The organism is Actinoplanes sp. URMC 104 (assembly GCF_051386375.1).
Lineage (GTDB): Bacteria > Actinomycetota > Actinomycetes > Mycobacteriales > Micromonosporaceae > Actinoplanes.
Map to the genome: position 1 here is coordinate 144315 of NZ_JBPQTO010000006.1, position 25314 is coordinate 169628.

Genomic DNA, 25314 nt, shown 5'->3' on the forward strand with positions numbered 1-25314 from the left:
GCCAGTGTTGCAGACCCGCCCGCCGTGGGTAAGAATCTCGATTATCGAGATTCTCGCCTGCGGAGGGATCACGCGGCGCGCCTGGCTCACCCTGATCATCGCGGTGCTGATCGGCGGGGGCGTGCTGGCCTTCGCGGGCCCGCTCGAGACCACGAACGACCCGACGGCCTCGCTGCCCAGCGCGGCGGAGTCGACTCGCGTCGCCGAGCTGGAGCGCCGCCTCCCGCAGGGGCAGGTCAACCCGGCCCTGATCGTGTTCGCCAAGGACGACGGGACGCCGCTGACCGCCGGCGAGCTGAGCGCGATCGGCGGCTTCGGCACGCCGATCGTCGCCCCCGGCAGGGACGCGGCGATCGTGTCGAAGCCCTACCCGGCGGGCGCGTCGGCCGAGCAGATCGTCGACGCGGTCACCGAGCTGCGCACCCAGGTGCGCGACCGGACACCCCCGGGCATCACCGCGCAGGTCACCGGCGGCGCGGGCTTCACCGCCGACCTGGCCGACAGCTTCTCGGGCGCCAACACCCGCCTGCTCGTCGTCACCGTCGTGGTCGTCGCGCTGCTGCTGCTGGTCACCTATCGCAGCCCGATCCTCTGGCTGGTGCCGCTCGCGGTCGTCGGCCTGGCCGACCGGCTCAGCGGCGCGGTCGTCGCGATCCTGTCGCGGCACAGCGGGCTGGCCATCGACGCCTCCACCAACGGCATCATCACCGTGCTGGTGTTCGGCGCCGGCACCAACTACGCCCTGCTGATCATCAGCCGCTACCGGGAGGAGCTGCACCGGCACTCCGACCGGTTCGCGGCCATGCGCCGGGCACTGCGGGGCGCGGGCCCGGCCGTGCTCGCCAGCTCGGGCACCGTCGTGCTGAGCCTGCTGACGCTGCTGCTCGCGAGCCTGGGCAAGAACGTGGCGCTCGGCGTCGCCGGGGCGGCCGGCATCGCGATCGCCGCCGTCTTCGCGCTGCTCGTGCTGCCGCCGGCGCTGCTGGTCTGCGGCCGCGGGCTGTTCTGGCCGTTCGTGCCGCAAGTCGGCCGGGCCGGCGTCGAGGCCGAGACCGGCGCGTGGGCGCGCATCGGCCGGGCCGTGTCGCGCCGCCCGGCGATCGTGGCGGTCGCGGCGGTGGTCGTGCTGGCGGCGCTGGGCAGCGGGCTGGCCGGCACCCGGCTGGGGCTGGCGCAGGCCGACCAGTTCCGGGTGGAGGCGGAGTCGGTCGACGGCCTCGAGACGGTCAGCCGGTACTTCCCCGCGGGCGCCACCGACCCGGCGACCGTGATGACCACGCCGCAGCGGGCCGAGGAGGTGCTGGCGCTGGTCACGAGGACGCCCGGCGTGGCCTCGGCACGGATCGGCGAGCGGGCCGGCGACCTGGCGAGCATCAGCGCGGTCCTGGAGGCGGCGCCGGACACCGGGGAGGCGTACGACACCATCCGCGCGCTGCGCGAGCGGGTGCACCCGGAGCAGGCGCTCGTCGGCGGCAGCGTGGCGGCGAGCCTGGACGACCGCGACGCCGCCCGCCGCGACCTGAGCGTCATCGTCCCGGCGATCCTGATCGTCGTGCTGCTCGTGCTGATCGGGCTGCTGCGGGCGCTGGTCGCGCCGGCCCTGCTGCTCGCCACGGTCATCGCCAGCTTCGCGGCCGCGCTGGGCGCCGGGTCGTGGCTGTTCCGGCACGTCCTGGACTACCCGGCGCTGGACACCGGCGTGCCGCTGCTGTCGTTCCTGTTCCTGGTGGCGCTCGGCGTGGACTACAACATCTTCCTGGTGACCCGCGCCCGCGAGGAGACGCCGGTGCGCGGCACCCGCGACGCGGTGGTGCACGCGCTCGCGGTGACCGGCGGGGTCATCACGAGCGCGGGCATCCTGCTGGCGGCCGTGTTCGCGGTGCTCGGCGTGCTGCCGGTGATCACGCTGACGCAGATCGGCGTCATCGTGGGCATCGGCGTGCTGCTCGACACGCTCCTGGTCCGTACGGTGCTGGTCCCCGCCCTGGCGACGATGTGCGGGGACCGGTTCTGGTGGCCGTCGCGCCCTCAGCGCGCGCCGATGGGCACCCCGGCGAAGGGCACCGCCGACGTCGCCTGAACGCCCGGGCCCGCCGGGTGCTGCCACACGCCGCGGCGGGCCAGCTCGGGCAGCACGCCCTCGCCGAACCAGTACGCCTCCTCCAGGTGCGGGTAGCCGGACAGGATGAACTCGTCGATGCCCAGCGCCGCGTACTCCTGGATCCGGTCGGCGACCTCCTGATGGCTGCCCACCAGCGCGGTGCCGGCGCCGCCGCGAACCAGCCCGACGCCCGCCCACAGGTTGGGCGCGACGACCAGCCCGTCGCGGTTGCCGCCGTGCAGCTCGAGCATGCGGCGCTGCCCCTCGGACTCGCTGCGGTTCAGCCCCGCCTGCACCGCGGCGATGTCGGCCTCGGAGACCCCGCGCAGCAGCCGGTCGGCCTCGGCCCACGCCTGCTCGGCGGTGTCACGGGTGATGACGTGCAGCCGGATGCCGAACCGCATGTCCGGCTTGAGCGAACGGATCCAGTCGAGCTTCCTGGCCACCTGGGCGGGCGGCTCGCCCCAGGTCAGATACACGTCGGCGTGGTCGGCCGCCACCGGACCGGCCGCCTTGGAGGAGCCGCCGAAGTAGATCGCGGGCGCCGGGTCGGGCACCTTGGCCAGCCGTGCGCCCTCGACGTGCAGGTGCTCGCCCTCGTGCGTGACGGTCTCACCCCGGAACAGCGCGCGCACGATGCTCAGGAACTCGGCCGTACGGGCGTAGCGCGCGTCCTTGTCGAGGAAGTCGCCGTACTGGCGCTGCTCGTGCGACTCGCCGCCGGTGACGACGTTGAGCAGCAGCCGGCCGCCGGACAGCCGCTGGAACGTCGACGCCATCTGCGCCGCGAGGGTCGGCGAGATCACGCCCGGCCGGAACGCGACCAGGAACTTGAGCCGCTCGGTGACCTCGGTGAGCATCGCCGTGCTGAGCCACGCGTCCTCGCACCAGGCGCCGGTCGGCGTGAGCGCGCCGACGAAGCCGAGCTGCTCGGCGCTGCGGGCGATCTGGCCCAGGTAGCCGACGGTCAGCGGGCGTACGCCCCCCGCCGATCCGACCGGGGTGCCGTGGCCGCCACCCACGATGTCGCGGCTGTCGCCGTTGGTGGGCAGAAACCAGTGAAAGTCCATGCCCGCACCCTACCCATATCTCCTACTCAATCGGTAGGCTCCCCGGACATGGACGAGGTTGCATACGACGAGCGGCGGCTCCGCCAGTGGCTGTCCGGGCGGGCACGCGGGTTCTCCCGCCGCGATCTGCTCAAGCTGGCCGCCCTCGGGGCCGTCGCGCCCGCGCTGCCCGCGGCGGCCGCATCACCGATCGTCAAGCCGCTGCCGCCCGAGCTGTTCAAGGTGCTCGGCACCAACGCCGAGACGCTGTGGTCGTCGCTGCGGGACGTGGGCTACCACGTGCCGATCGACCGCTTCTTCGTGCGCAACCACACCAGCACGCCCACCATCGACGGCGACTCGTGGCGGCTCACCGTCTCGGGCGCGGGCCTGCGCGGCGGGCCGGTCTCGTTCTCGTTGCGCGACCTGAAACGCCTTCCGCCGGTGAGCCGGTCGGTGACCGTGGAGTGCGCCGGGAACGGCCGCAGCTACTTCACCTCGCAGCAGGGCCAGACCGTCTCCGGTACGGCGTGGGGCCTGGGCGGGGTCGGCGTGGCCCGCTGGCGGGGCGTACGCCTGTCGACCGTCCTGCGGCTGGCCGGGCTCACGTCGCGCGCCGTCGACGTGCAGGCCGCCGGCCTCGACCCGAACTACGTGACCGGCGGCGTCGACCTCGGCCCGGTGCGGCGGCCGATGCCCGTGCGCAAGGCCCTGGACGACGTCCTGCTGGCGTACGAGATGAACGGCTCCCCGCTGCCGGCCGATCACGGCTTCCCCGTACGCCTGGTGGTCCCGTCCTGGATCGGTATCTCGTCGATCAAGTGGGTCGGCAGCATCGAGGTCTCCGACGAGCCGCTGTTCTCGCCGTGGAACACGCAGTTCCCATTCCTGCTTCGTCCTGACCAGCATGCGCGCGGGAACCTGCAGCTCAGCGCGTAGCTGAGCCGACCAAACTCGACCAAGCACATACCGTAGACGACCAAATCGGTGACCCCATGGGGGCACGGCGGACGTTACCGTCGACTGCTATGGCCACCTTGGAACACCGCGGCGAGTCGGTGCGCGTCAACTGGAGGCTCGGCGGCGCCCGCGACGGCTCCCGGCAGTCCTGCACCTTCCGCGGCCCGGCCGGTGCGCGCGTCGAGCTCGCCCGGGCGGCGAAGCAGCTCGTCGAGGCCCGCGGGCACAACATCACCCGCGCGGAGTGTTATGCGGCGATCCTCGGTGAGGACCCGGACGTTGCCGAGGTGGTGCCGACGTTTCGTGCCTGGGTGGAGATGTGGCTGCGCGAGCGGGAGCAGGCCCGCGACATCGAGGCGCAGACCATCCGCAACTACCGGTGGGAGTTGACCACCCGGGTGGTGCCGCGGCTCGGGCATCTGCCGCTGAGCGACATCGACGCCGCCGCGGTCAAGGACTGGGCGGGCTGGGTGTCGGGGCGGCGCACCACCCGCGGCAACCGCAACCGCAACACCCTGGCGAACCAGCTGCTGTCGCCGACGACGATCGGGAAGACGTACCGGATCCTGCACGCCTGCCTGGGCGGGGCGGTACCGAAGTGGATCCCGGTGAACCCGGCGGCCCGCCCGGACGGGGCGCGGAAGAACCCGCACGGGTTGCCGAAGCGTGAGCGGTTCGAGGGCATGTTTCTGCATCCGCACGAGATCGAGCTGATCCTGTCGCACTGCGATCCGCGGATCACCGATCTGGTGAAGGTGGCGTTGGCGACCGGGATGCGGCTCGGGGAGCTGCTCGCGCTTCAGGCGCAGCACGTCACTAGCGCCGGCGCGCAGACGGTTGTGCAGGTGCGGCAGACGCTTAAGGACGACGGGACGATCGGGGCGCCGAAGTCGGCGGCCGGGGTTCGGGCGATCCCGGTCGACGATGCCACGGCGGTGCTGTTGCGGCAGCGGTTGGCGGGGCGCCGGCCCCGCGATTGGGTGTTCCCGAACCCGTGGGGCGGGTTGTGGACCGAGGACAACTTCCGCAAGGGCTATTGGTGGCCCGCGGTGGCGGCGGCGCAGCGCTGCCCGGAGCATCCGCCGCCGCTGCCGGCGTACCAGGGCCGCGGGCGGCGGCCGACGTGGAAGGCGCACGACGTGTCCACGTGCGCCTGCCCGACCCGGCTGCACCGCCGGCCGCGGCCACACGATCTGCGGCATACCCACGCCTCCGCTTTGATCAATGCGAAGCTGTCGCCGAAGAAGGTGCAGGTGCGGCTGGGGCACGCGAACTTCACCACCACCATGACGGTGTATGCGCATCTGTGGGACCTCGGTGAGGCCGCCGAGCTGGAGGCGGTGGCGCAGCTGCTGCTACCGCCGGCTACTGCTCGAGGACCTGGCGGATGAGTTCCTCGGCGCGCTGGTCGGCGAACCGTTGCTGTTCGGCGATGACGGCGCGGATGATGCGGGCTTTCTGTTGGTCGGTGAGGTCGGGGTTGCGCATGACCCGGATGAGGGCGGTGTCGGCGGGGTGTGGGGGCTCGGGCGCCGGGGAGGTCGCGAGGGCGGTCGAGCTTTCACCGGTGGCGGAGGCGGTTGGGCTGAGGGGTTGGGCGTCGCCGCCGTCGAGGATGGCGTAGATGCTGCCGGGTGCCCATTGCAGGGTGCGTTCGATGGTGGCGTAGGCCGTTTTGGCGGTGCGGCGGGTGGCTTCTTCGAGGCCGATCCAGGTATCGCGGGCGATGGCGGTCTGGGTTGCGGCGGCGCGGACGCTGATGCCGAGTTCGAGGCGTCGGGCGCGGACGGCGGCGGCCAGTCGGCGGCGTTGGTCGATGTCGGTGGTGTCGGCGGGGCTCACGGCACTCATGATGGCAGCCTCTGTCCGTCGTGGCCAGTCTAGTTTGATCTATGTTGGCCTTGCTCAAGTTATCACTATGCCAGAACACCGTCTGCGTATGGTCTAGGTCGGTCTAGGTCGGTAGAGTTCTGGCATGCTGAGGAATACCGCCACAGTCCCGACAGGCGTGGAGATCGACGGCGCGAAGCTGCGCATCCGGCGCCAGCTCAGCGGCCAGACCATGGCTGGCTTCGCAGCTCGCTGCGGCATCCACGTCTCCTACGTCAGCCACATCGAACGTGGCGAACGCGACCGGGTGAGCCCGGAGAAGTTCGCCAGCATCTGCGACGCCCTGGGCGTCGCCGCCGATCAGCGGCACACCATGCTCACCGCCGCAGCGCAGCGCCGGGTACGGGCGGCCGCGTGATGCGCGAGCAACTCGACCTGGCGGTAGTCAGCGACCTGTTCCGCGCCGTGCTCACCGGACTGCCGATCGGCAGCACCCACCAGGACCGGGCATACAGCCTGACCGAGGTGTCGCAGCGCACCGGCTTCGCCGAAAGCAGCCTCGTCAAGGACTGCCGCGCCGGGCGCCTGGCGCATGTGCACTACGGCGACTTCCGCGGCATGACCCCGCTGCAGGTCGCCGCGATGCTGCAGCACTACTCCACGGCCGCGCCCGTCCCGACCGGCGTCGGCGTCGTCGACGACGACGAACTGTCCGTGGCGCGGGCGCAATCGCTGCGTGCCGCGAACCGGGCGACGAGACGCTCAGCGTGAGCGGCGCTGCCCGCTGCTTCGCCGCCGGCGGCACGTCCTGCTTCATCGCGCCGCATCGCAACGTTCAGGAGGTAACTCATGTCGGCGGACATGATGGTCGTCGCTGATCGGTCGACCAACCCCTGCCCCGCGGTTGACGCCGACGGCACGGTGTCGTACTTCGCCCGGCTGACCGGCACCGACCGGGAAACCGCCGGCTACTGGGTCAGCACCGTGGACCGGGTGGCACACCGCAACGTGCACCGGCGGCTCACCGTCGAGGGCTGCCCCGGCTGCGCCTTCGAGCAGTCGGTGACCGCGTGAGCAGCGCCGCGGATACCCGACTGCACAACTACGCGCGCTACAAGCAGGGCTGCCGGTGCACCGTCTGCCGCGCCGCGAACGCCGACTACGCGCGTCGCCGATACCAGAAGCAGGCGTACGGGCAGTGGCAACCGTACGTCGAGGCCGGCCCGGTCCGCGAGCACGTCGAGAAGCTCGCTGCGGCCGGTGTGTCAGCCAGGCGGATCGAGCAGCTCGCCGGTGTTTCCCGGGGGTCGGTGAGCCTGCTATGCGGCTGGACCAAGGACCGGCCCGGCGGGCACGTGCGGCAGGCGACCGCCGAGCGGATTCTCGCCCTCGGTGTGTCTGCCGCTGCGGCGTCGGCGCCGCGGGTGGACAGCATCGGCACGGTGCGCCGGATTCAGGCGTTGTGCGCGATCGGCTGGCCGATCACGCGGCAGGAGCAGCTGGCGGGCAAGGCGCCAGGGTCGTTGCGGGAGGTGATGCGCCGACCGCGGGTGTCGGCCGCGACCGCCGCGACGGTGCGAACGCTGTACGACCGGCTGTGGACGACGCCGGCCCCGCCCGGCCGATACGCGACCGTGGCGCGGCTGCGGGCCGAGCACCACGGCTGGCCGCCGCCGATGGCGTGGGACGACGACAACATCGACGACCCGGCGCAGCTGCCCGCCACCACCGGCGGCGACGGCCAGGAGCGGCTGCGGGCGTGGCTGAACAACGTCCGCACGCTCGAGGCACAGGGACAGTCTCGTGGAGAGCTGACCGCCCGGCTCCGCACACCCGGATATGTAATCAGTGAGCGGATGCGCCGCGCGTTCGACGCCGGCCTAATCAACCGGCTCGACGAGCGCGACCGGCCGAAACAGCGTGCGGTTGCGCCGTGCGGAACTCGCGCGGCGTACGCGCGGCACAAGCGCCGCGGTGAGCAGCCCGACCGGGCGTGCGTCCAGGCTAACGCCACCTATCAGGCGGCCTACCTGCGGGCGCATGACGCGAACCAGGTGACGGCATGAGCGGCCACGCTGACCTGAACGCCGACCAGGTGCAGCAGGTGGTGGACAACTTGCGCGCCTGCGAGCAGCGATGCGCGGCGATCGTGTTGCTCAACTGTGGCCTGCTCGTGGTGTGCGGCCCGCTGGTGTTGGCCGTCACGGGTGCGGTTCAGCGCAGCCGCCGGCGGCGGGCCTGGGCGGTGGTGCGGGCGGCGTACGACCGGGGCGTTCAACGAAGGGCTGGGACTACGTCGTGAAGCACGTAGTGCAGTTCTCCGGCGGACGCGGAAGCTGGGCGACCGCCCGACGCGTCGCCGACCAGCACGGCACCGACGACATGGTTCTGCTGTTCGCCGACACCTTGGCCGAGGACGATGACCACCCGCGTTTCCTGCGGGAAGCCGCCGCCGACATCGGTGTCCCCGTAACCCGAGTGTGCGATGGACGCACCCCCGAGCAAGTCGACATGGATCGCCGCTGGCTGTCCAACTCGAAGATCGCGCAATGCTCCCTCGAACTGAAAATCAAGCCCTGTCGGGAGTGGCTGGAGGCCACCTGCGACCCGGCCGACACCCTCCTGTACGTCGGCATCGACTGGTCCGAGATGGAACGGCTCCCCGGCATCATCGCTGGCTGGGCACCCTGGCAGGTCGACATGCCGCTGACCCGCGCGCCGTACGTCGACAAACACCAGATCGACGACGAGTTGCGTCGTCGAGGTATTAACCCACCCCGTCTCAACCAGCTCGGCTTCCCGCACAACAACTGTGGTGGGGCATGCGTGCGCGGCGGGCAGGCGCAGTGGCTGAATCTGTACCGCAAATTCCCGGAGCGGTTCGCCGCGAAGGAGGCCCACGAGCGGCGGATGCGTGAGCACCTCGAGGCGGACGTGGCAATCCTACGGACCCGTGTCGGCGGCTCATCCAAACCGCTGCCGTTGACAGCGTTTCGGCAGCGCATCGAGGACGAGGACCGCACTGGGCCGAGCGCGTTGATCGACCGTGACGATTGGGGCGGCTGCGGCTGCCTCACCGACTTCGGTGCGGTGCCGGCATGACCGCCGCCTCGCACGCCGTTTCGCTGCTCGACGACGGCAGCCGCGTCTCCTCCGCCGACGTGACCGCGCTCGAGGTGTTCGATGCGCACAGCCCCGCCGCCTCTTGGCACACGCACGCGCAGCGCCACGACCTGTCACCGGCCGGCTTCTGCGTGATCTGCGGCCAGCACGGCGACGTGCCCAAATGTGACAACTGCTTCGCCGGCCACGACTACAACGTGGAGAGGACCCGAAACCTGTGATGCCGATCGTTGAGGGGCCTGGAGCCGTCCTGACCCGAGAGTTCGCGTTCCATGCGGTGGAGGAGAGTGGCGACGGTCGCTGGTACATCATCGACGACCAGCGGCTCATGTCCGTTACCACCGCATTGAACGCCATCGCCAAGCGAGGCCTCATCCCGTGGGCGGCGATGCTCACCGCGGAGCAGGCCTTCGCGGACCTGCCGCTGCTGAACTCGGCGTCGCGGCGCAAGCCGTGTGACAACACCTGGTCGCGCTGCCGGCATGAGGCCGACGAGAGTTGCGGGAAGTGCCCGTGCCGGGTGTGCCGGCGGTGCGTGCAGAAATGGCTGGCCGACCGGCACCAGCGGGAGTCCGCCCGCCGCGCCGAGGAGGGGCAGCGCTTCCACGACGTCGCCGAATGGTGGTCCTATCACGGTGAGATCAAACCGCACGACGGCGACATAGCGCCCTACGTGACGTCGTTCGAGGAGTTCATCGCCGACTACGGCCTGCTCCCCGACGACTTCCTGCTGGCCGAGGCGCTGCTGGTGCACCGCGACATCGGCGCCGCCGGGCAGACCGACGGGGTGGTCCGCGTCCACGCCGAGCGCACCGAGAAGGCCGCGAAGCTGATCTCCCGTGTGCTGACCCACGCCGGCAACCCGGTCACCTGGAAGCAGGCGCAGAAGCGCAAGCTGACCATCGACTCGCTACTCGACTACAAGACCCGCGAGGCGGACGACCCGCAGTTCTACCCGGAGAACGCGCTGCAGCTGGCCGGCTACCGGCACTTCCCGGTGATCCGGATGAAGAACTCCGACGTTGAGGTGCCGATGATCCGCACCGACGGCGGCATCATCGTGCAGCTGCGCCCCGAGGGCTACGCCGTCCGGCCGGTCGTCTGCAACCAGGGCACCTACGAGCGCGGGTTCCTGAACGCGCTCGACCTGTACCGCTGGCTGATCGAAGACGGCCCCGCCGCTATCTCGTCTCGCACCTTCGTGCTCCCGGAGACGCTGGCCGCCCGCGCCCGTAAGGCCGCGAAAGACCAGGCCACCGGCTCCCCAACCACTTCCACCGCAGCCTGAGGAGACACCCATGGCGATCAAGACTTTGCAGCAGCGGCTCACCCAGGTCGGTGTCATCCGTCTCGGTGAGCAGCGCGTCAGCAAGAACGGCAAGAACTACCCCGCCAAACTCGAAACGTTGCGGTTCACGTCCCCGTCGAAGCAGCTTATTGACGCGGTCGCCGCCGCGTACGGCGGGCAGGTGAAGCCGTGGGGCACCAACACGGGCCCGCAGTTCGAGGTTGTCACCGGCGTCAACGACGTCGCGGTGATGGTGCCGCCGCAGAAGATCGACCCGAACCTGGAGCACTGGGGTAACGGGTTTCGTGACCGGCTATGCGACGGCGAGACCGAGCTGATGCGGCAAAGGCCGTGCCTGTGCGCCGCTGCGCACCTTGCTGGCCGACCGTTTGGGCAGCGGGACGTGTGCAAGCCGACCACGCGCATGTCGCTGATGCTTGCGGACATCCCGTCGCTAGGAACTTGGAAGCTTGAGTCGAAGGGCTGGAACGCCGCCGCGGAACTGCCGATGCTCGCGGCGGCGATCGAGTCGGCGCCGCAGCCGATCCCGGCCCGGCTGGCGGTGGAGGTGCGGGAGAAGAAGCTGTTCGACCCGGCCAAGTCCGGTGACGCGGCGATCGAGTCGCGGGTGTTCACGGTGCCGGTGCTGCACTTCGAGTGGGTCACCCCGGCGCAGGCATTCGGCGGTGAGCTCGGCACGGCCGCCCGCACCGCGCTGGCCGGCGCCAACGAGCACCGCCACGCCATCGAGGCCGCCAAGGTGGAGTCGCAGCGCCGCAATTTCACGCAGGACGACTACCTCGCGCAGGCCGACGACGCCGCGACCGTGGTGCAGGTGCGGCAGGTGTGGGACGACGCCAAGACCGACGGCAGCCTCACCGACGAGCTGAAGGCCAAGCTGACCGAGCGCGCCGCGACGTTCGCGTCGGCGAAGCCTGCTGCGCAGCCCGCCCCAGCCCCGCCCGCGGCCGTGCCGCCAGTCGACAAGGTGGTCGACGCCGAGGTGATACCCGAGGACGATGCCGTGTGGGCGCAGATCCTCACGTTCGCCGGCGAGCGCGGCTGGTCCGCCGAGGCACTCGAACGCAAGGTGCAGATCAACCTCAACAAGTCCTGCGACGAGGCAGATGCAAGCGATCTGGCCGCCTTCCTCGAGCACGCCCGCCGCGCCGAAAGCTACCTCGGCGGGGTCACCGACGGCGGTGCGCGGTGACCGCCGTGACCGTCACCCGCACCTGGGCCCTGCTGATCCCGGCACCCGCGCCGCTGTGGTCCACGAACGACTCGCACAAGAAGGGTCCGCGGGCCACGTCGGCGAACCGGGCGCAGTGGCGTACTGCCGGCTACATCGCCGCGCAGCACCACCGTCTGCCCAAGGGTCTCGCCCGGGTGCGGTTGGAGTTCACGTTCCATTTCCCGGACCGGCAGCGCCGCGACGCCCTCAACTACTCCGAGACGGCGAAGCCGGTGGTGGATGCGTGGGGGCCGCCGTTCGTGCAAGGGCCTACCGCGAAGCGGCCGACGGGTGCGTCGGCACCGGGCTGGGCGCTCATCCCCGACGACACGCCACAGTTCCTGGAGTCGACGTCGCTGGCGATCGGCCGGCTGTGGCGGGACGTTCTGGCCGACCTTAATGAGCGGGAGCAGCGGGCGCTGGCGTCGCCGTACGGCGGCCTGACGGTGGTCATCACCGACCTCGGCGGTGAGCCGTGCTCTCGTTGACTCTGCGAGTGGAGTGGCCGACCGAGAACGCCGGACTGTGCGGTGCGCGGTCGGTCAACGGGGCCCGTGCCGAGCCGCCGCGGATCGCCGACGGACTGCAGGCCACGATCGTCGGCCCGCCGGTGTCCGCCACCTCCCGCGGCGAACTCGTCGCCGCGGCGCCCGCGATCGGCCGACAGGTCGCCGCATGAATCCGTCCTGCGCCTTGACAACGAGGGCGGTACCGACCGCTGTGGTGCAGGCACACGTCACCACGCTTCGCCGTGCGGGCATGTCACTTGCCCGGATCGCCGAGCAGGCCGGCGTCGCCCAGCGAACCCTTCGCGGCCTTCAGCAGCGCCGCACCGTACGAGCCGGCACAGCGGCCGCGGTGCTGGCCGTCGACCCCACACCGAAACCCTACCGGGCCGATCTGCGACCCGGGATCGGGGCAGCCAGACGAGTACAGGCTCTCGTTGCCATCGGCTGGTCGCTCACCGAGCAGGGACACCGGCTTGGCATGCCGGTGCAGCAGGTCAACGACATCGCCCTGCAGCGCCGGGTGCTTCTGCATCACGTCACGTGCACTCGGGTCGGCGCGGTGTTCGAGCAGTTGTCCGCTACCCCGGGGCCGAGTCCTCGAGCGCGGAGGCTGGCCGCTCGCCGCGGCTGGCTACCGCCGCTGGCATGGGGCGACGACATCGATGTGCCCGAGGCTGAGCCGGCGTCGGACGACTTCGACAACGCCTTGGTCGACGAGGTGGTCGTCGAACGCGCCTTGGCCGGTCAGGACGTCCCCATCACGGACGCTGAGCTGGTCGCCGCGCTGCACGCAGGTGTGGCCCGCGGTGTCAGCGTGGTCGCGCTGGCCGCGTTGCTGCACCTCAACCCGGTGGCGGCGAAACGGATGCTCGCCGGGCAGCTGACCCCGCTGCGGGCCAAACGCGCCGCGGTCGTCGCCGCGATCGTCAACCACCCGGACACCAGTGACCGGCAGGTCGCCGCCGAGCGAGGCGTGACTCGCGCGTTCGTGGCGAAGGTCCGCGCCGAAATCATCGCCCGTTCGTCCCGCATCGCCTCGTGAAAAGAGGAGTCCGGTGCCCGCTGCAGCCCTCCCCCGCCCGCTGGGCCCGAACGCGTTGCTGGCATGCCCGAGCGATTCGGCACGCCGCCGGCACCTGGCCCACGGCCGGATCTGCGTCACGTGTGAGCCTGGCGCGGAGTGGCCGGTGCGCTGCCCGCACTGCCACGACACTGTCACCGCCCTCGGCACGGTGGTGCAGCCGCACTACCGGCAGCAGCCCGGCCTTTGCTTTGAGGCGCCGTGCCCGGGTGCCGGCCGTCGCGTGCAGCCGCCCCCGATGGCCGACAACCCGATCCGGCGGCCGCCGCAACGCCCCCAGCCGTCGCGTCGCGCTGGCTGCCTGGCGCCGTTATGGCCGGGAGGTGGCGCATGAGACTGCCCGAGGGATACGAGTACGCCTACGCCTACGGTGAGGACACCCAGTGGTGCATCCACGCCGTCAACACGGCGCAGACGTTGTGCGGGCAGCGTGTCGAGTTCGCCGCCGAGCTCACCCAGCCCGCCGACCCGCAGCGCGTGCACCGGGCGTGCCTGCAGGCGGTGGCCGCCCTCGCCGACCCGGCGACACCCTCGGGCGTGTGCCCGATGTGTGCGGGTGAGGTGCCGCTGCAGGACGACAGGATCGGCCCGCACGGGGCGTGCCCCGGCGTCAACCTGCCGCCACACCCGGGCAAGCGGCGCGAGCGGCGCACGCGCCGGCGGGGAACGGCGGCGTCGTGACCGGCTGCCTGACGGCCCGCCAGCGGCAGGTCCTCATGCTGGTGGCGGACGGCCGCAATCTTGCCGAAGCAGCGGTCGAGCTCCGGCTGACCCATGACGCGGTGCGCTCGCACATGGCGGCGATCCTGGCCCGGTTGGATGCGCGGACGCAGGCGCATGCGGTGGCGTTGGCGCTGCGGGCCGGGGAGCTGGCGTGAGGCCAGCCCTCGCCGGTGCAGCTGGTCGTCCGGATGCCCGTCACCGGGCCACCTGCGGCCCGGTTGGAGCCGGGGTCTCGACAGGCGCAGTGCACCTCGGCGTCATGCGGCACGGGCCGGATGGCGCTGCCGGCGACGCTCGCCGTCGCCGCACCGGCCAGGACCCAGATGCGCGGTACCGCCGGCGGCGTCCGGCCGACGTTGCCGTCGCTGCCGGCGAGGGAGCCGGTCGGTCGTGGGCGTGAAGCTGATGGTCGAGGTCCTCGACCATGCCGCGGCCGACTGGACCCAGTCGGAGCGCCTTCTCGCGTTGGTGATCGCCGAGCAGGCCAACGACAAGACCCGCGTCTGCTATCCGGGCATGGCTCTGATCGTGCACCGGCTCGGTGTCGCCGACGAGAAGTCGGTGTCGCGGGTGCTGCGCCGGTTGAGCGACCGGGGTTACGAACTGCGCGTGCCGCTGAGCCACAAGGACGGGAGACCAGTCTTCGCGGCCCGCGGGCGGCAGTCGGTGTATCGGCTCCCGCAGCTCTGCCCGCAAGGTGAGCACACCACCGCCGCCTGCCTGAAAAGGGTGGCCGTGCAGCCACCCATCAGCAAGGTCGACGGCATGCCAGCAGACGCGGAATGGGTGGCCGCACAGCCACCCATTACCGAGGACGCCACGCAAGGAAGGGTGGCCGCACCGCCACCCAATAACGCGGAAAGGGTGGCCGACAGGTTCCCAAAGGGTGGCCGTACGGCCACCCCTTCCCCTCAGATCCCCTCAAAGAACATCCCCTCACGCGCGCACGAGAATGCCGGACACCGCGGACGACGCGACTGGGGACAACTCGACGCGGATACCCGACGGACCACCGAGGCGCCCGAAAAGCTGTCCGAACCGCTGCGCACCATCTACGCGTCGCTGTCCGACACCGACCCGGGCGTCACCGTCGACGAAGCCCGCGCCGTGCACACCTACATCGCGCGGCAAGCCGTGGACGCCGGCACCCCGATCCGATCGGTGAAGTACTACACGGCGATCGCCCGGGACGGGTTCTCCACCCAGCTCGCTGCCGTCCGCGCGCTGCGCCTCGCCCAGCAGGCCGACGCCAGGACGGAAGCAGAGCGAGCCGTCAAGGACCAGATCGCGCGGCTCCGCGAAACCGAACCGGACTGCCCCCACGGCACCGCCGCCGGGGCGTCCCCGCACCCGGCAACCGGTGAACCGTTGTGCCCGCAATGCCGCCGCGGCATCGCCGTGCCCACGCAGGCCCGCAGCGGCCGCACCGACGGCCGTGCGCGCATCACCGACGCCTACCGCATCGCCTGGCAGGCAGCCGGACACGAGCCGATCGAAATGACCACCCTCACCGCTATTGCCGCCGAAGCACGGCGGCTGCTCGGCGACGGCCGCAGCATCGACACGCTCATCACGCTCGCCGGGCCCGCCGCCCGCGCCCGGCACACGCTCACCTACGCCGAACACCACCTCGAGGAGGCCACCCGATGACCATCACCGACGCGCAGATCCATGAGTTCACCCGCGACGCCGAGCAGCACGACCACGCCGCCGAGCAGATCGTGCTCGGCGCGATGATGACCGCCCGCGACGTCATCACCGACGTGTGCGAGATCGTCGGCGCCGGCGACTTCCACCGCCCCCGCCACGCCACCATCTTCACCGCGATCCTCGCCGCCCGCGACGAGGGCGTCCCGACCGAGCCGGCAGCACTGGCCGGGCGGCTCCTCGACGCCGGCGACCTCGACCGGGTCGGCGGTGTCGGCTACCTGCACGACTGCGTGTCGGCTGTGCCCAGCGTCGCGAATGCCGTCTTCTACGCCCGCCGTGTCGCCGAGGTCGCCGACCGGCGCCGCTACGCGCTGGCCGGCGCGCAGATCGGTGAAGCCGCCGCCCGGCCCGGACGCTCCGCTGAGGAACTCGCCGAGCTCGCCAACAAGGTCGTCCAGGAGGCGGCGCCGCGGGACACGGCGACCGGTCTGGTGGCGTTCGGCGACCTGGTCGCCGACGGGCTGACCGACCTCGAACTGGCCCCGCTGACCGGGCCGGGGCTGACCACCGGGTTCACCGACCTGGACCGGCTGCTCGACGGCGTCCAGCCGCAGGAGATCGTCATTCTGGCCGGGCGGCCCGGCATGGGCAAGACGATCCTGGCTATGGACATCGCCCGGCACACCGCGTTCCGCTGCGGCAAGGTGGTCGCGTTCTTCTCCCTGGAGATGACCCGCAAGCAGCTGTTCCGCCGCGTCGTCGCCGCCGAGACCGGTATCGCCAACGCGCGGATCAAGCGCGGTGACCTCAGCCCCGAGCAGTGGACGCGGATCGGGGACCGGATCGGTGCGGTGGCGGACGCGCCGTTGTTCCTCGACGACAGCACCGACACCACGATCGGCAAGGTCGCGAACCGGTGCCGGCTGCTCAAGGCGCGGATGGGACGCGTCGACGCCGTGATCGTCGACTATCTGCAGATCATGACCCGGGCGCGTGGGTCCAGTCCGGAGCAGGAGATCGCCGAGCTCAGCCGCGGCATGAAGGTACTGGCCGGCCAGATGGACGCCGCGATCTTCGTGGTGTGTCAGCTCAACCGGGCGCTGGCCGGCCGGCAGGTGAAGCGCCCGGAGCTGACCGACCTGCGCGGCTCGGGTGCGCTGGAGCAGGACGCGGACACGGTGATCTTCGTGCATCGCGATGACTACTACGACGCGGAGTCCCCGCGAGCTGGAGAGGCCGACTTGATCGTCGCGAAGCAGCGCAACGGCGCCCAGGACACGGTCACGGTAGCCGCGCAGCTCGACAAGTTCCGGTTCGCCGACATGGCGATCGTCTGACCAGGAGGAGCCATGCCCATCTCGTTCGAGATCTCCGGCGACGACCGGTGCGACGCCCCGCCGTTCGCTGACGGCTGTCCCCAGTGTGCGTTTGCCGGCGTGGTGATCCCTTTCGCCACGTTCACCGAGGGCGACACGCTGCACGCCTTCTACGAGCACGGCCGCTGCGGCAACCAGTGGCACACCGCGTGGGGTGCCCGGTACTCGACCACCTGGCAGCGGGTCGTCGGTGACCGGCCCGCGCTCGCTGCCTGATCCCAGAGCCCGGCCCTGCCTGCGGAAACCAAGCAGGCTCGCGCGCTCATCGTCCACCACGCAGGAAACCGAGACCCGCACGACCCACACGCCTGGATCGCTTGCCTCCATCCGCCGCCAGGGCGCGGCCTTGCTCTCGGAGGTCGGCGGCTCGAGCGGAGGAGCTGTTCGTCGCCGTAAGTCGGCAACCGCATGCCACGTAGTCGGACGTGGCACCGGAGGCGACCGAGGCCAGAGTGGGCCAGCTCTCAGAGTCAGTCACGCCCGCGGCGATGAGCACGGCCTGGCAGTCCTCGACGAACTACACGCCTGTTCTTTGCTCGATCATCTTGCCGCTGACCTGCGGCGCAGTCATCGTTGATGGTGACGGGTTGCCCGGCGTTCGGAAGCAATGCGGCTTAACTGGATAGCCATCTGCACCCAGCTGCCGGGCACCCTCTCATACTCGATGCCGTGTTCCTCACCCCGCCCCCTGCGGCGTGTCGGCGGTGTCGGCGGTCGCTCTCCCGTGGCCGTTTGCGCTATGTGCCGTTGATCGTGCAATCACTCGGGGTGCCGGGTTCGCGGATCTGCCGATGAGAATGTGCGCCCTGGGTGTTTCCAGGACCTTTCCGGAGCCTCGTTGGGTCGGCTTCGACTGTGAACGAGGTACCTGGCGAGTTCGTCCGTGAACCGCCACTCTCGTACCGTTGTCCAGTTCGCGCCGCGGCGCTACCACTCAGAGCAGTGGGCACTCAGGGTCGCGACGAGCCGGGTGGGTGGCGTCGTGCACGGGAGTTCCGACGTTGCGTGCAATGCCCTTCGCTTGCCACACGCTTGCGGGAAACAACGGAGTGGGACGTAGCCGAGGATCCCGAGCTACTCGACCGACTGAGTTCCCCCTCTCGCAGCTTAGCCATGTCGACGTAGGTCCTGATGCCGTCATCCGCCGTGGCCGCGTGAGCGCTTCTGCTGCGATCCGCCTGCTGACTGGGATCATCGTGCGTCGAATCCGCCTGGGCTTGGAAGCAAAGCCTGATCCGCTGGCCCCCGGCTCCCTGCGCTGGCTCCTATACTGTCAGCCGCTCAGCACGAGCAGCGCCACAGACGCCAACGCACAGCCTTTGATCCCAGCGTTGATAACGTTGCCAATCCCGACCTTGAAGGTCAGCGCCTCCGATCAGCTCCACGACGACGCGAACCTCCTGCCGTCGGCGTAGATCCCACCGACGGCGCCAGCGGTCATGGCCGGCTTTCTGCCGCAAGGCCATGTCGGCGCCCGTGGGACCGGCGGGAACGCCGCACCAGACTCGGCCACCTCGAGGGCAGCGCTGGCCGCCACACTCGGGTGCATGTTTGACGGCCTCAGCTTCCGCACGCTTCTCGGCCTTCGTCTCCGGCGGCTGTCCGGCGGGGTGCTTCCGTGGCGGATCGGCGGCACCACGGTTAGCAGTCGCGCGGCCTGGCTTCACGGGACCGGGCGCTCTCCACCGATACGACAGCGGGCTGGAATAGCCGATACCCGGCGGAGAGGATCCGTACATTTAACGATCGTTAATGGTCTTGAATGATGGCTGTTAGCTACTTGCCAACCTGCTACGTGTCACGTTCGGCTCCCAGTTAAAGGGACGTTCACTCATCCTGGGACTAGTAGCCGTATTGGACTTAGTGCCGCACTATATGGGTGAGGAGGTGTCACTGCCTGCTGACGACGGAACCTTGGCGCCCCCTACGGTTGCTGGCGTTTGGCGGATATCTCTTCACTGATGCGTAGCGCGAGGGTGGGGTCTGCGATGGCGAACGAGGCAAGGGGTTCCCACCGAGGCACCTTGGCGCGCTTCGCGTACTGGCTGACCGCTATCACCGCTGCGACGTTGTTGACGCTGCTCGTAGGGATCGGTGTGGCCGCTGCGCTGGGACGGCAAGGGGCAGCTGGAGACTGGAGCCGGTGGAGTGATGTCGGGCAAACCTTTGGCGTCCTGAGCTCGATCATAAGTGGGCTTGCTCTGGTCGCCGTCGTGGTAACCGCTCGAGTTCAGCTTCGCGAGATGCAGCGGAGCTCTGCTGCTGAGCTCAGTATGCTGCACCTCGAGATTCTCAAAATGAGCATAAATGACCCGCAGCTCGCCGAAGTTTGGCCAGCGTTTCGGCCTGGCCTTTCCGCTGAAAGTAACCGCCAGTTCCTTTATGCGAACATCATCTACCAGTTTCACTGGACGTCACTGAAGCTGAACAGGGCGACCGATGAGGAAGTTCTCGGCAGCATGCGCTACCTCTTCACGAGCCGTCACATCCGGAGTTACTGGGTTGCCGCAGAGCGGGCAAGAAGCTCTCTGGAGCCGGGCAGTCCCGAGTATGCCTTTGCGAAGAAGCTGGATGAACTTTGCAGGGACTACGAGACTGCTGTCGCTACCGCCGGTGACTCCGCCATCGCTGGCGAGTCCCGGCGTAGGGAGGCCGTGGAGGTCCCTGAGTCTGTCAGACTGGCTGAAGAACCCGCCTGAGCAGCGCGCGAGGATTACCCTGTTGGCAAGCAGCACCCCCGCTGGTGCGAGCCAGTGACGGGTTGCCGGTTTTAGACCAAGCTGTGACCCAAGAGCCCTAGTAGCCACACACCCCGTCCGCCACACTTGTGGCCGCGTAGCGTTACTTGAACGGCAACCTAGTTGCATGTGGTCGGCGTGGCGCGGCCCGAACGGCAACCTAGGTGCATGCAAACTAGATGTTCATTGTCAGACATAAGGAAGGGCAGACTTCGTGGAGTTCGTTCGTCGGCTCGGGCAGTCGCCTCAGGAACGCGGATCTCTGAATAACGGGACCTGCCCCGACGTCTTCGAGCTTGATAACGGCGACTTCGCCGTTATCGGCACCGACGTGACGGAGAAGCTGGAGTTCAAGCTACCGTCAGATGCGGCGCGTGCGGACTATGAACGAATCGTTGTGGTTTCACGCGAGACACTGCTTGCCGCGAAGCGGGATATTCCCGATTCTTGACGGCACCCGCACCATGGCCCGTGCCCAAGACCGAAAATCGACCGCACTCATCTGCCGCAGATAAGGCGCGCCCGCCTCAAGTGCTGTCACTGGGTGTGAGCACAGCACCGGCCAGCGCTGCGGGCCAGCCTACGGTACGTGGTCGAGGCCCCGGCCAGCTCCACGACCCGCGGCATGGCTGTCTCCGGCGTCAGCGGTAGCGATGCCACGGCGAGGCCGGGACGACGGTGACCTGGGCCTGCCGGACGTGCCTTGCCCGCCGTGACCAGGATAGGGGGCGCCTGGTCGCGATGCGCGGCGACCCGGCTGACGTCGCCGCCTATGCCATCGACCTCGCCCACATGCCCGACAAGCGAGGACGCGTTGACCCGCAACTCGCTGCTGGCGGGCCATTGGCGCCCGACCGTCTGCGCAGCGACTCCCGCAGCATCCGTCCGTCTCGCTGTCCTCACCCCGCGGTCCCAGCGGTGCGGGCGGTCGCGGAACGCTACACCGCGCAGGCCAGTTCCCACGCCTGGTCGGTATGCCGGGTCGCGGACCGCTCGGACTCGTCGATCCGCTGCAGCGCCGCGTCCAGCGACCGAGTTGTCGAACATCACCGGCAGCAACGAGGACCGTCCATGCCCGGTCACGGATGGCGGTGACCGTCCACTCGGACGCGGAACGACATCGCCGGGCCCGGGGTGGGGGTGGTCTTGCGCGCGAGCACATAGTCGGGTGACGGCAACCGCATGTCCAGGCGGTGGAACATCCGTGCCATGGTCACCAGCATCTGGACGTCGGCCAGGGTCTTGCCCAGGCAGACGTGCTGACCGCGGCCGTACGGCGAGTACGCGCCGGCCTGCAGGTGCTCGGCGCGCGGCTTCTCGTACCGGTCGATGTCGAACCGCATCGGGTCGGGGTAGAACTCCTCCAGGAAGTGCGGCACGCTGGTGCCGACGTAGACCGTCTCGCCGGCGGCGATGCGGTGGCCCTCGAAGGTGAAGTCCCGGGTCGCCGTGCGCATCTGCACCACCGCGATCGGGTAGAGCCGCATCGTCTCCATGAGCGCACCCCGGATGGCGGGGATGCCGCGCAGGTCCTTCTCGGTGATGCTGCCCTTGGCGAACAGCGCGTCGGCCTCGGCCCGCACCCGCGCGAGCACCGCGGGGTGCTTGAGCACGGCGTAGACGAACGACGCGATGGTGTTCGCCACCGTGTCGAGCCCCGCCACGTACGGCCCGGTAACGCTGATCATCAGGTCCTGGTCGGGCATGGCCGCCGGGTTCTCCCGGTTGGCCCGCAGCAAGTCGTCGATGAGGATCGCGGGCGGTGCGTCCGCGGCCGCACGGTTCCGGTCCTCGATCATCTTGCGGCTCAGCTCGGCCACCCGCTGCTTGGCGCGCCGGTAGCGCGGATCCCGCAGCATCAGCCGGGGCCGCTGCCGGGTGACCAGCACGTTGAGGATGTAGATGGTCGCGAGCCGGATGTCGTGCACGTACTCCGGCCGGGACATGCCGGTCAGCAGCTCGCCCAGCTGGTCGGTCACCAGGGCCTGCATCGACCGCAGGACCGGCACCGTCGCGCCCGGCCGCCACGTCCGGTCGATATTGCGGTCGGTGATCGCGACGACCTCGTCCAGCCGGTCGGCGATCGCCTCGCGCGAGTAGCCACGGCGCATGATGTCCCGCAGTTCCTTGTGAGCGGGCCCGTCCTCACCGGAGATCGTGCGGGTCGCGCCGTACTCGTCGACGAGGCCGCTCCAGAACTCCCAGGAGCGCAGGCTCTCGCGCCCCTCCTTGGTGCCCAGAAACTCGGCCGCCTCGGCGCCCGCGATGACCGCCTGCTCACGCCCCAGGACGTTGACCCGAAAGACCGGGCCGTGCTCGCGGTAGCAATCGACGAAGAATCGGGCGGGATCCTTCGCCATCCGCAGCGCGCTGCCCACGACGGGCAGCCCCCGCACCACCGGTGTGGCCGCACTCCGGGTAGTCATGTCACGGATCGTATCCACGACCATCGCTCGGTGCGGTCCCGGCCGACAAACCCGGCGTACGGGTCATCCCTGCGAGTGGGTGACGCCGGCTTCGGCAGCGTGGTCACGTCGCGCGCACGACCAGGACAGTCGGGATAATCGTCAACAACGGGTCCGACGGGTTTTCGAACAGCCCGCCGTGATATCCGCCGCGAGGAAGGCGAACAACGCGGTTCTCGAGGCCCTTCCCGGCGTAGAAGCACCCCCGTGCTCCACCGCAGCACCGAAACCTCATCACTCGAACGCAGCTGCATGAACGTGGCTGAGGGGGCGCCCACGTCTTCGACCAGAGCACGCATCTGCTCGCTTGCCTCCAGTCGCAGAACATCAACGGTGTATCGGCCCAAAGGGCGCGGAGGGTCCCTGAGGACTCCCTCCGCCGCAGTCGGCACCTCCGGTGTCCACGAAGGTTCAACCGCGTCGCTGGTGCGACAGACAGGCTCGTCCGGAAGACCTCAACTACGCGCGTCGGCGTCCGACCGTGGCGGGCATGCCTTCCTCGTTTGCCTCGCCTCCTCGGCCCGACCACGTTGCGCTGCTGAGCCGGCTGTGGCCGGACGTTCCGCCGGTCGATGTCGTGACGAGTGCGCCGGTGACAGCGCAGCTGCCGGCCAAGGCGGAACGTTGCGGCATCTACGTGCTGTCGTTCGCCGACGGGCAGCTGTACGTCGGGCAGGCAGTCGACGTGGCGCGACGGTACGCGCAGCACCGCAAGACCTACGACGACATCGTGGGGTTGCAGTTCTGGCGCTTCCAGCCGGCCGAGCTCGACGCCGCCGAGCAGGCCGCGATCCATCAGCTGCAGCAGGCCGGTCTGCTGCTGCGAAACGTGGCCTACGCGAGCGGCCGGCTCGGCGCCAGCGACCTCGACTCGCTGGTGTCAGCCGCGGAGCAGCAGGTGTGGCTGGTGTCGACGCCCGGTGACGTGATGGGCTATGACGTGCGCCCGGATCGGGTCCAGCAGCGGGTGTCGGGCCGGACCCGGTTCCGCAAGCTTGCCGCTGACCCGCGGTTCGCGGCCGTGCTGCCGGCCGTGCGCCGCTACGTCAGCCGGACGGTGCCCATGCCCCGCCGGACTGAGTTCTCCCGTTGGTCGATCAGCGCGTGCCCGCGCACCAACGAGAACACGTGGCCGCGGCTGTTGACGGTGACCGTGCACGCATTGGAGACGCTGTTCGTGTACTCGTCGGTCGACAAGCCTCACGAGTCCGTGTTCAGTCTGAACGTGGATCTGGCAACGATGGAGCAGCATTACGGCGGCGACCTCAACAGGTTGGCGGACGCGTTCGGTGCCGCGTATTTCCGGGAGGCGGTCTACCGGGTGCGTCCCGGGGTGCTGGGGCTGCGGGTGGAAGGCGCCCGCAACTTCAAGCGGCTGCTGGACGTGGACGGCGTCGTCGCCGCGGCACGCCGGCTGAACTTGGACATGATGCGCAAGGGCCCGGCGATGCAGTGGCGCAGTCACTCGTTCGAGCTGGCCGATCGGCTGTTCGCGCCGGTGGAGGACGTTGTCGGCGAGGACGCCCTCCACCGGGCGTTGGCCTACGACCTGCGCGGGGACGTTCCGGCAGCAGAGCTGCTGTACCGGCAGGCGGCCGCGGGCGGCGACGCGGAGGCCGCGTTCCGCCTCGCCGAGCTGCACACCGAACGCGGCGACGACGACCAGGCCACCGTCTGGCACCGGCGGGCGGAGCAGGGCGGCTACCACGGGGTGCGCCGCTCGCCAGAGTTCGCCAACACCTACGCGTGGCGGCAGTGGGCTCAGCAGCACGCGGAGCACGGCGACCCGGACCGGGCCGCGGTCTGCTATGAGCTGGCCGCCGAAGGCGGCGCCACCGCGCATTATCTAGATCTGGGTGATGTGCTCGCCGACCCCGACTTGGCCGCGGCCGCGTATCAGCGCGCCGCTGACTGTGGTCACGCCGGCGGCTGGTACGGCCTCGGCCTGCTGCACGACGAGCGAGGTGACATGCAGGACGCGCGGGCCTGTTATCGGCGGGCGGCGCAGGCCGGTCATCTCGAGGCGCTGGTGCATCTCGGCTGGCTGCACCACGGCGACGGCGACCTGGAGCAGGCGCTGGACTGCTATCAGCGGGCCGCGCTCGCCGGTCACGTGGACGCCTTGGTCTCCCTGGGCGATGTGGCTCGGCAGCGGGATGACCTCGTTGAGGCCGGACGCTGTTACCGCCGCGCTGTCGACCGGGGCAGCCTGACCGGCCTGGTCGGTCTGGGCATCCTCCGCCAGCTCGACGGTGACGTGGCACAGGCCCACGTCTGGTATCAGCAAGCCGTCGACGAAGGGCACACGCCGGCGTTGGTCAACCTGGGTTGCCTGTATCTCAACGAGAACGACCCGTTGCGGGCACAGCCCTACCTGTCGGCGGCGGTGGCCGCCGGGCAGACCGACGCGCACCGGTATCTCGCTGATGTGCTGGACGAGCTCGGCGACCACGAGGCAGCGGTCCAGCAGTACCGGCTGGCAGCCGAGAGCGGTGATGAGGAGGCTGCCGCCCATCTCCGCGGCCTGGCCTCGTCGTCTCCCGAGCTCGTGGCTGCCTGACCGCCAGTAGGCGTCATCCGGCGGGTCCCGCTGCCCGGGGCCAGCCGGTGGGAACAGCAGCAGCCGGGACGGTAGCTGGCCGGGTTGATGGCCGCCGAGTTCGACCTGGTCGTCAACACTGGCGCGGACCTGGGGATGCGATCCGTGCGGACGAGGTGCGCGCCATCCGCGGCGAGACGACGGTGCGGATTGGCACCCGGCTACGACCCGGCCAGCCATGAACCGGAACCTTGTGAGCTGATCGACGCGCTGCGCGCCGAGTTCACGAGGGTGCCGGCGGTCGTCGAAGCTCGGCGAGCCTTCTCGCGAATTGGAGGTCAACCACCGAGCCTGCAGATCGGTGTACTGGCGGACCGCGATGTCAGCGGGTGGCAGCAGGACTGCGTGGCGGCGGTGCAGACCGCGACCGGGCAGGCACCACTTCCCTACCCCGTGGATACCGTGTTCTTGGACGATCCCACCGATCCAATGACCCGGTGGATGCTCGAGCACACCGAGCCGTACTTCGAGCCCGGCGCCGCAGCACCCTAGCCGGGGCATGAAGGTGTGGCTTGTGGATTGCCTGGCCTGGGCTTCGTGCTCCACCTCGAGTTTGACCCTCGTCGCAGCCTGCTGACGTGGCCGGGG

General features: G+C 70.0%; 27 protein-coding genes and 1 pseudogene. 25 read left to right on the forward strand and 3 right to left on the reverse strand.

Translation table 11 applies throughout. From position 1 onward, the window contains the following. The first annotated feature begins 4 nt into the window (after window positions 1-4). Window positions 5-2080, forward strand: a complete 2076-nt coding sequence (locus ACSNN8_RS21250; RefSeq protein WP_436651029.1) for an MMPL family transporter — start codon at window positions 5-7, stop codon at window positions 2078-2080. Here the strand turns inward: ACSNN8_RS21250 and ACSNN8_RS21255 are convergent. Beyond that, window positions 2029-3171: an LLM class flavin-dependent oxidoreductase gene (locus tag ACSNN8_RS21255; protein ID WP_436651030.1), complete on the reverse strand. Its 1143-nt coding sequence runs from the start codon at window positions 3169-3171 to the stop codon at window positions 2029-2031. The genes ACSNN8_RS21250 and ACSNN8_RS21255 overlap by 52 nt on opposite strands. Before the next feature lie 48 nt (window positions 3172-3219). Between ACSNN8_RS21255 and ACSNN8_RS21260 the strand changes: the two genes are divergently transcribed. Beyond that, window positions 3220-4089, forward strand: coding sequence for a molybdopterin-dependent oxidoreductase (locus tag ACSNN8_RS21260; RefSeq protein WP_436651031.1), 870 nt, complete (start codon window positions 3220-3222; stop codon window positions 4087-4089). 89 nt (window positions 4090-4178) lie between these two features. Next, window positions 4179-5501, forward strand: coding sequence for a tyrosine-type recombinase/integrase (locus tag ACSNN8_RS21265; protein WP_436651032.1), 1323 nt, complete (start codon window positions 4179-4181; stop codon window positions 5499-5501). Here the strand turns inward: ACSNN8_RS21265 and ACSNN8_RS21270 are convergent. Further along, entirely contained in the window at window positions 5476-5952 is a 477-nt protein-coding gene (locus ACSNN8_RS21270; RefSeq protein ID WP_436651033.1) for a hypothetical protein, read from the reverse strand. The two genes, ACSNN8_RS21265 and ACSNN8_RS21270, sit on opposite strands and share 26 nt — an antisense overlap. A gap of 166 nt (window positions 5953-6118) precedes the next feature. Here ACSNN8_RS21270 and ACSNN8_RS21275 point away from each other — a divergent pair, with 166 nt between their 5' ends. The 20 genes and pseudogenes from ACSNN8_RS21275 to ACSNN8_RS21370 all read left to right on the forward strand — a co-directional run bounded on the left by ACSNN8_RS21275 (window position 6119) and on the right by ACSNN8_RS21370 (window position 20113). Continuing rightward, the gene (locus tag ACSNN8_RS21275) at window positions 6119-6358 is read left to right on the forward strand and encodes a helix-turn-helix domain-containing protein (RefSeq protein ID WP_436651034.1); all 240 of its coding nucleotides are present in this window, start codon (window positions 6119-6121) and stop codon (window positions 6356-6358) included. Next, window positions 6355-6711: a hypothetical protein gene (locus ACSNN8_RS21280; protein WP_436651035.1), complete on the forward strand. Its 357-nt coding sequence runs from the start codon at window positions 6355-6357 to the stop codon at window positions 6709-6711. Before ACSNN8_RS21275 ends, ACSNN8_RS21280 begins: the two co-directional genes overlap by 4 nt. A 78-nt stretch (window positions 6712-6789) precedes the next feature. Further along, window positions 6790-7014, forward strand: a complete 225-nt coding sequence (locus tag ACSNN8_RS21285) for a hypothetical protein (protein WP_436651036.1) — start codon at window positions 6790-6792, stop codon at window positions 7012-7014. Next, window positions 7011-8006 carry a hypothetical protein gene (locus ACSNN8_RS21290; RefSeq protein ID WP_436651037.1) on the forward strand — a complete coding sequence of 332 codons (996 nt, stop codon included), beginning with the start codon at window positions 7011-7013 and terminating at the stop codon, window positions 8004-8006. Before ACSNN8_RS21285 ends, ACSNN8_RS21290 begins: the two co-directional genes overlap by 4 nt. After that, a complete protein-coding gene (locus ACSNN8_RS21295) occupies window positions 8003-8242 on the forward strand; it encodes a hypothetical protein (protein WP_436651038.1) in 240 nt (79 codons plus the stop codon). Before ACSNN8_RS21290 ends, ACSNN8_RS21295 begins: the two co-directional genes overlap by 4 nt. Then, window positions 8239-9042, forward strand: a complete 804-nt coding sequence (locus tag ACSNN8_RS21300) for a hypothetical protein (protein WP_436651039.1) — start codon at window positions 8239-8241, stop codon at window positions 9040-9042. Before ACSNN8_RS21295 ends, ACSNN8_RS21300 begins: the two co-directional genes overlap by 4 nt. Then, a complete protein-coding gene (locus ACSNN8_RS21305) occupies window positions 9039-9284 on the forward strand; it encodes a hypothetical protein (protein ID WP_436651040.1) in 246 nt (81 codons plus the stop codon). Before ACSNN8_RS21300 ends, ACSNN8_RS21305 begins: the two co-directional genes overlap by 4 nt. Window positions 9285-9340: 56 nt before the next feature. Continuing rightward, entirely contained in the window at window positions 9341-10351 is a 1011-nt protein-coding gene (locus tag ACSNN8_RS21310) for a hypothetical protein (RefSeq protein WP_436651041.1), read from the forward strand. A 10-nt stretch (window positions 10352-10361) separates the two neighbouring features. Then, window positions 10362-11564, forward strand: coding sequence for a recombination directionality factor (locus ACSNN8_RS21315; RefSeq protein ID WP_436651042.1), 1203 nt, complete (start codon window positions 10362-10364; stop codon window positions 11562-11564). Beyond that, window positions 11561-12073, forward strand: coding sequence for a hypothetical protein (locus tag ACSNN8_RS21320; RefSeq protein WP_436651043.1), 513 nt, complete (start codon window positions 11561-11563; stop codon window positions 12071-12073). The genes ACSNN8_RS21315 and ACSNN8_RS21320 overlap by 4 nt, the downstream gene beginning before the upstream one ends. A gap of 8 nt (window positions 12074-12081) precedes the next feature. Further along, the gene (locus ACSNN8_RS21325; RefSeq protein ID WP_436651044.1) at window positions 12082-12264 is read left to right on the forward strand and encodes a hypothetical protein; all 183 of its coding nucleotides are present in this window, start codon (window positions 12082-12084) and stop codon (window positions 12262-12264) included. Window positions 12265-12308: 44 nt separating this feature from the next. Next, on the forward strand, window positions 12309-13136 hold the full coding sequence (locus ACSNN8_RS21330; RefSeq protein WP_436651045.1) for a hypothetical protein: 828 nt from the start codon (window positions 12309-12311) through the stop codon (window positions 13134-13136). A 369-nt stretch (window positions 13137-13505) separates the two neighbouring features. After that, window positions 13506-13856: a hypothetical protein gene (locus ACSNN8_RS21335; RefSeq protein ID WP_436651046.1), complete on the forward strand. Its 351-nt coding sequence runs from the start codon at window positions 13506-13508 to the stop codon at window positions 13854-13856. Next, on the forward strand, window positions 13853-14053 hold the full coding sequence (locus tag ACSNN8_RS21340; protein WP_436651047.1) for a response regulator transcription factor: 201 nt from the start codon (window positions 13853-13855) through the stop codon (window positions 14051-14053). Before ACSNN8_RS21335 ends, ACSNN8_RS21340 begins: the two co-directional genes overlap by 4 nt. A 235-nt stretch (window positions 14054-14288) precedes the next feature. Continuing rightward, a complete protein-coding gene (locus ACSNN8_RS21345; protein ID WP_436651048.1) occupies window positions 14289-15548 on the forward strand; it encodes a helix-turn-helix domain-containing protein in 1260 nt (419 codons plus the stop codon). Continuing rightward, window positions 15545-15883: pseudogene (locus ACSNN8_RS21350) on the forward strand (DnaB-like helicase N-terminal domain-containing protein); the annotation flags it as partial. The gene ACSNN8_RS21345 and the pseudogene ACSNN8_RS21350, both read left to right, overlap by 4 nt. A gap of 51 nt (window positions 15884-15934) precedes the next feature. After that, entirely contained in the window at window positions 15935-16885 is a 951-nt protein-coding gene (locus ACSNN8_RS21355; RefSeq protein WP_436651096.1) for a replicative DNA helicase, read from the forward strand. A 12-nt stretch (window positions 16886-16897) separates the two neighbouring features. After that, the gene (locus tag ACSNN8_RS21360; protein ID WP_436651049.1) at window positions 16898-17140 is read left to right on the forward strand and encodes a hypothetical protein; all 243 of its coding nucleotides are present in this window, start codon (window positions 16898-16900) and stop codon (window positions 17138-17140) included. Between the two features lie 1772 nt (window positions 17141-18912). After that, window positions 18913-19623 carry a DUF6082 family protein gene (locus ACSNN8_RS21365; RefSeq protein WP_436651050.1) on the forward strand — a complete coding sequence of 237 codons (711 nt, stop codon included), beginning with the start codon at window positions 18913-18915 and terminating at the stop codon, window positions 19621-19623. Between the two features lie 253 nt (window positions 19624-19876). Then, window positions 19877-20113 carry a hypothetical protein gene (locus ACSNN8_RS21370; RefSeq protein WP_436651051.1) on the forward strand — a complete coding sequence of 79 codons (237 nt, stop codon included), beginning with the start codon at window positions 19877-19879 and terminating at the stop codon, window positions 20111-20113. A gap of 628 nt (window positions 20114-20741) precedes the next feature. On the opposite strand, the gene ACSNN8_RS21375 is transcribed toward ACSNN8_RS21370, so the two are convergent. After that, window positions 20742-22088 carry a cytochrome P450 gene (locus tag ACSNN8_RS21375; RefSeq protein WP_436651052.1) on the reverse strand — a complete coding sequence of 449 codons (1347 nt, stop codon included), beginning with the start codon at window positions 22086-22088 and terminating at the stop codon, window positions 20742-20744. A 436-nt stretch (window positions 22089-22524) separates the two neighbouring features. On the opposite strand from ACSNN8_RS21375, the gene ACSNN8_RS21380 reads away from it, so the two are divergent. Then, window positions 22525-24687, forward strand: a complete 2163-nt coding sequence (locus ACSNN8_RS21380) for a tetratricopeptide repeat protein (RefSeq protein WP_436651053.1) — start codon at window positions 22525-22527, stop codon at window positions 24685-24687. Between the two features lie 87 nt (window positions 24688-24774). Further along, the gene (locus ACSNN8_RS21385; protein ID WP_436651054.1) at window positions 24775-25218 is read left to right on the forward strand and encodes an enhanced serine sensitivity protein SseB C-terminal domain-containing protein; all 444 of its coding nucleotides are present in this window, start codon (window positions 24775-24777) and stop codon (window positions 25216-25218) included. Window positions 25219-25314 lie beyond the last annotated feature (96 nt).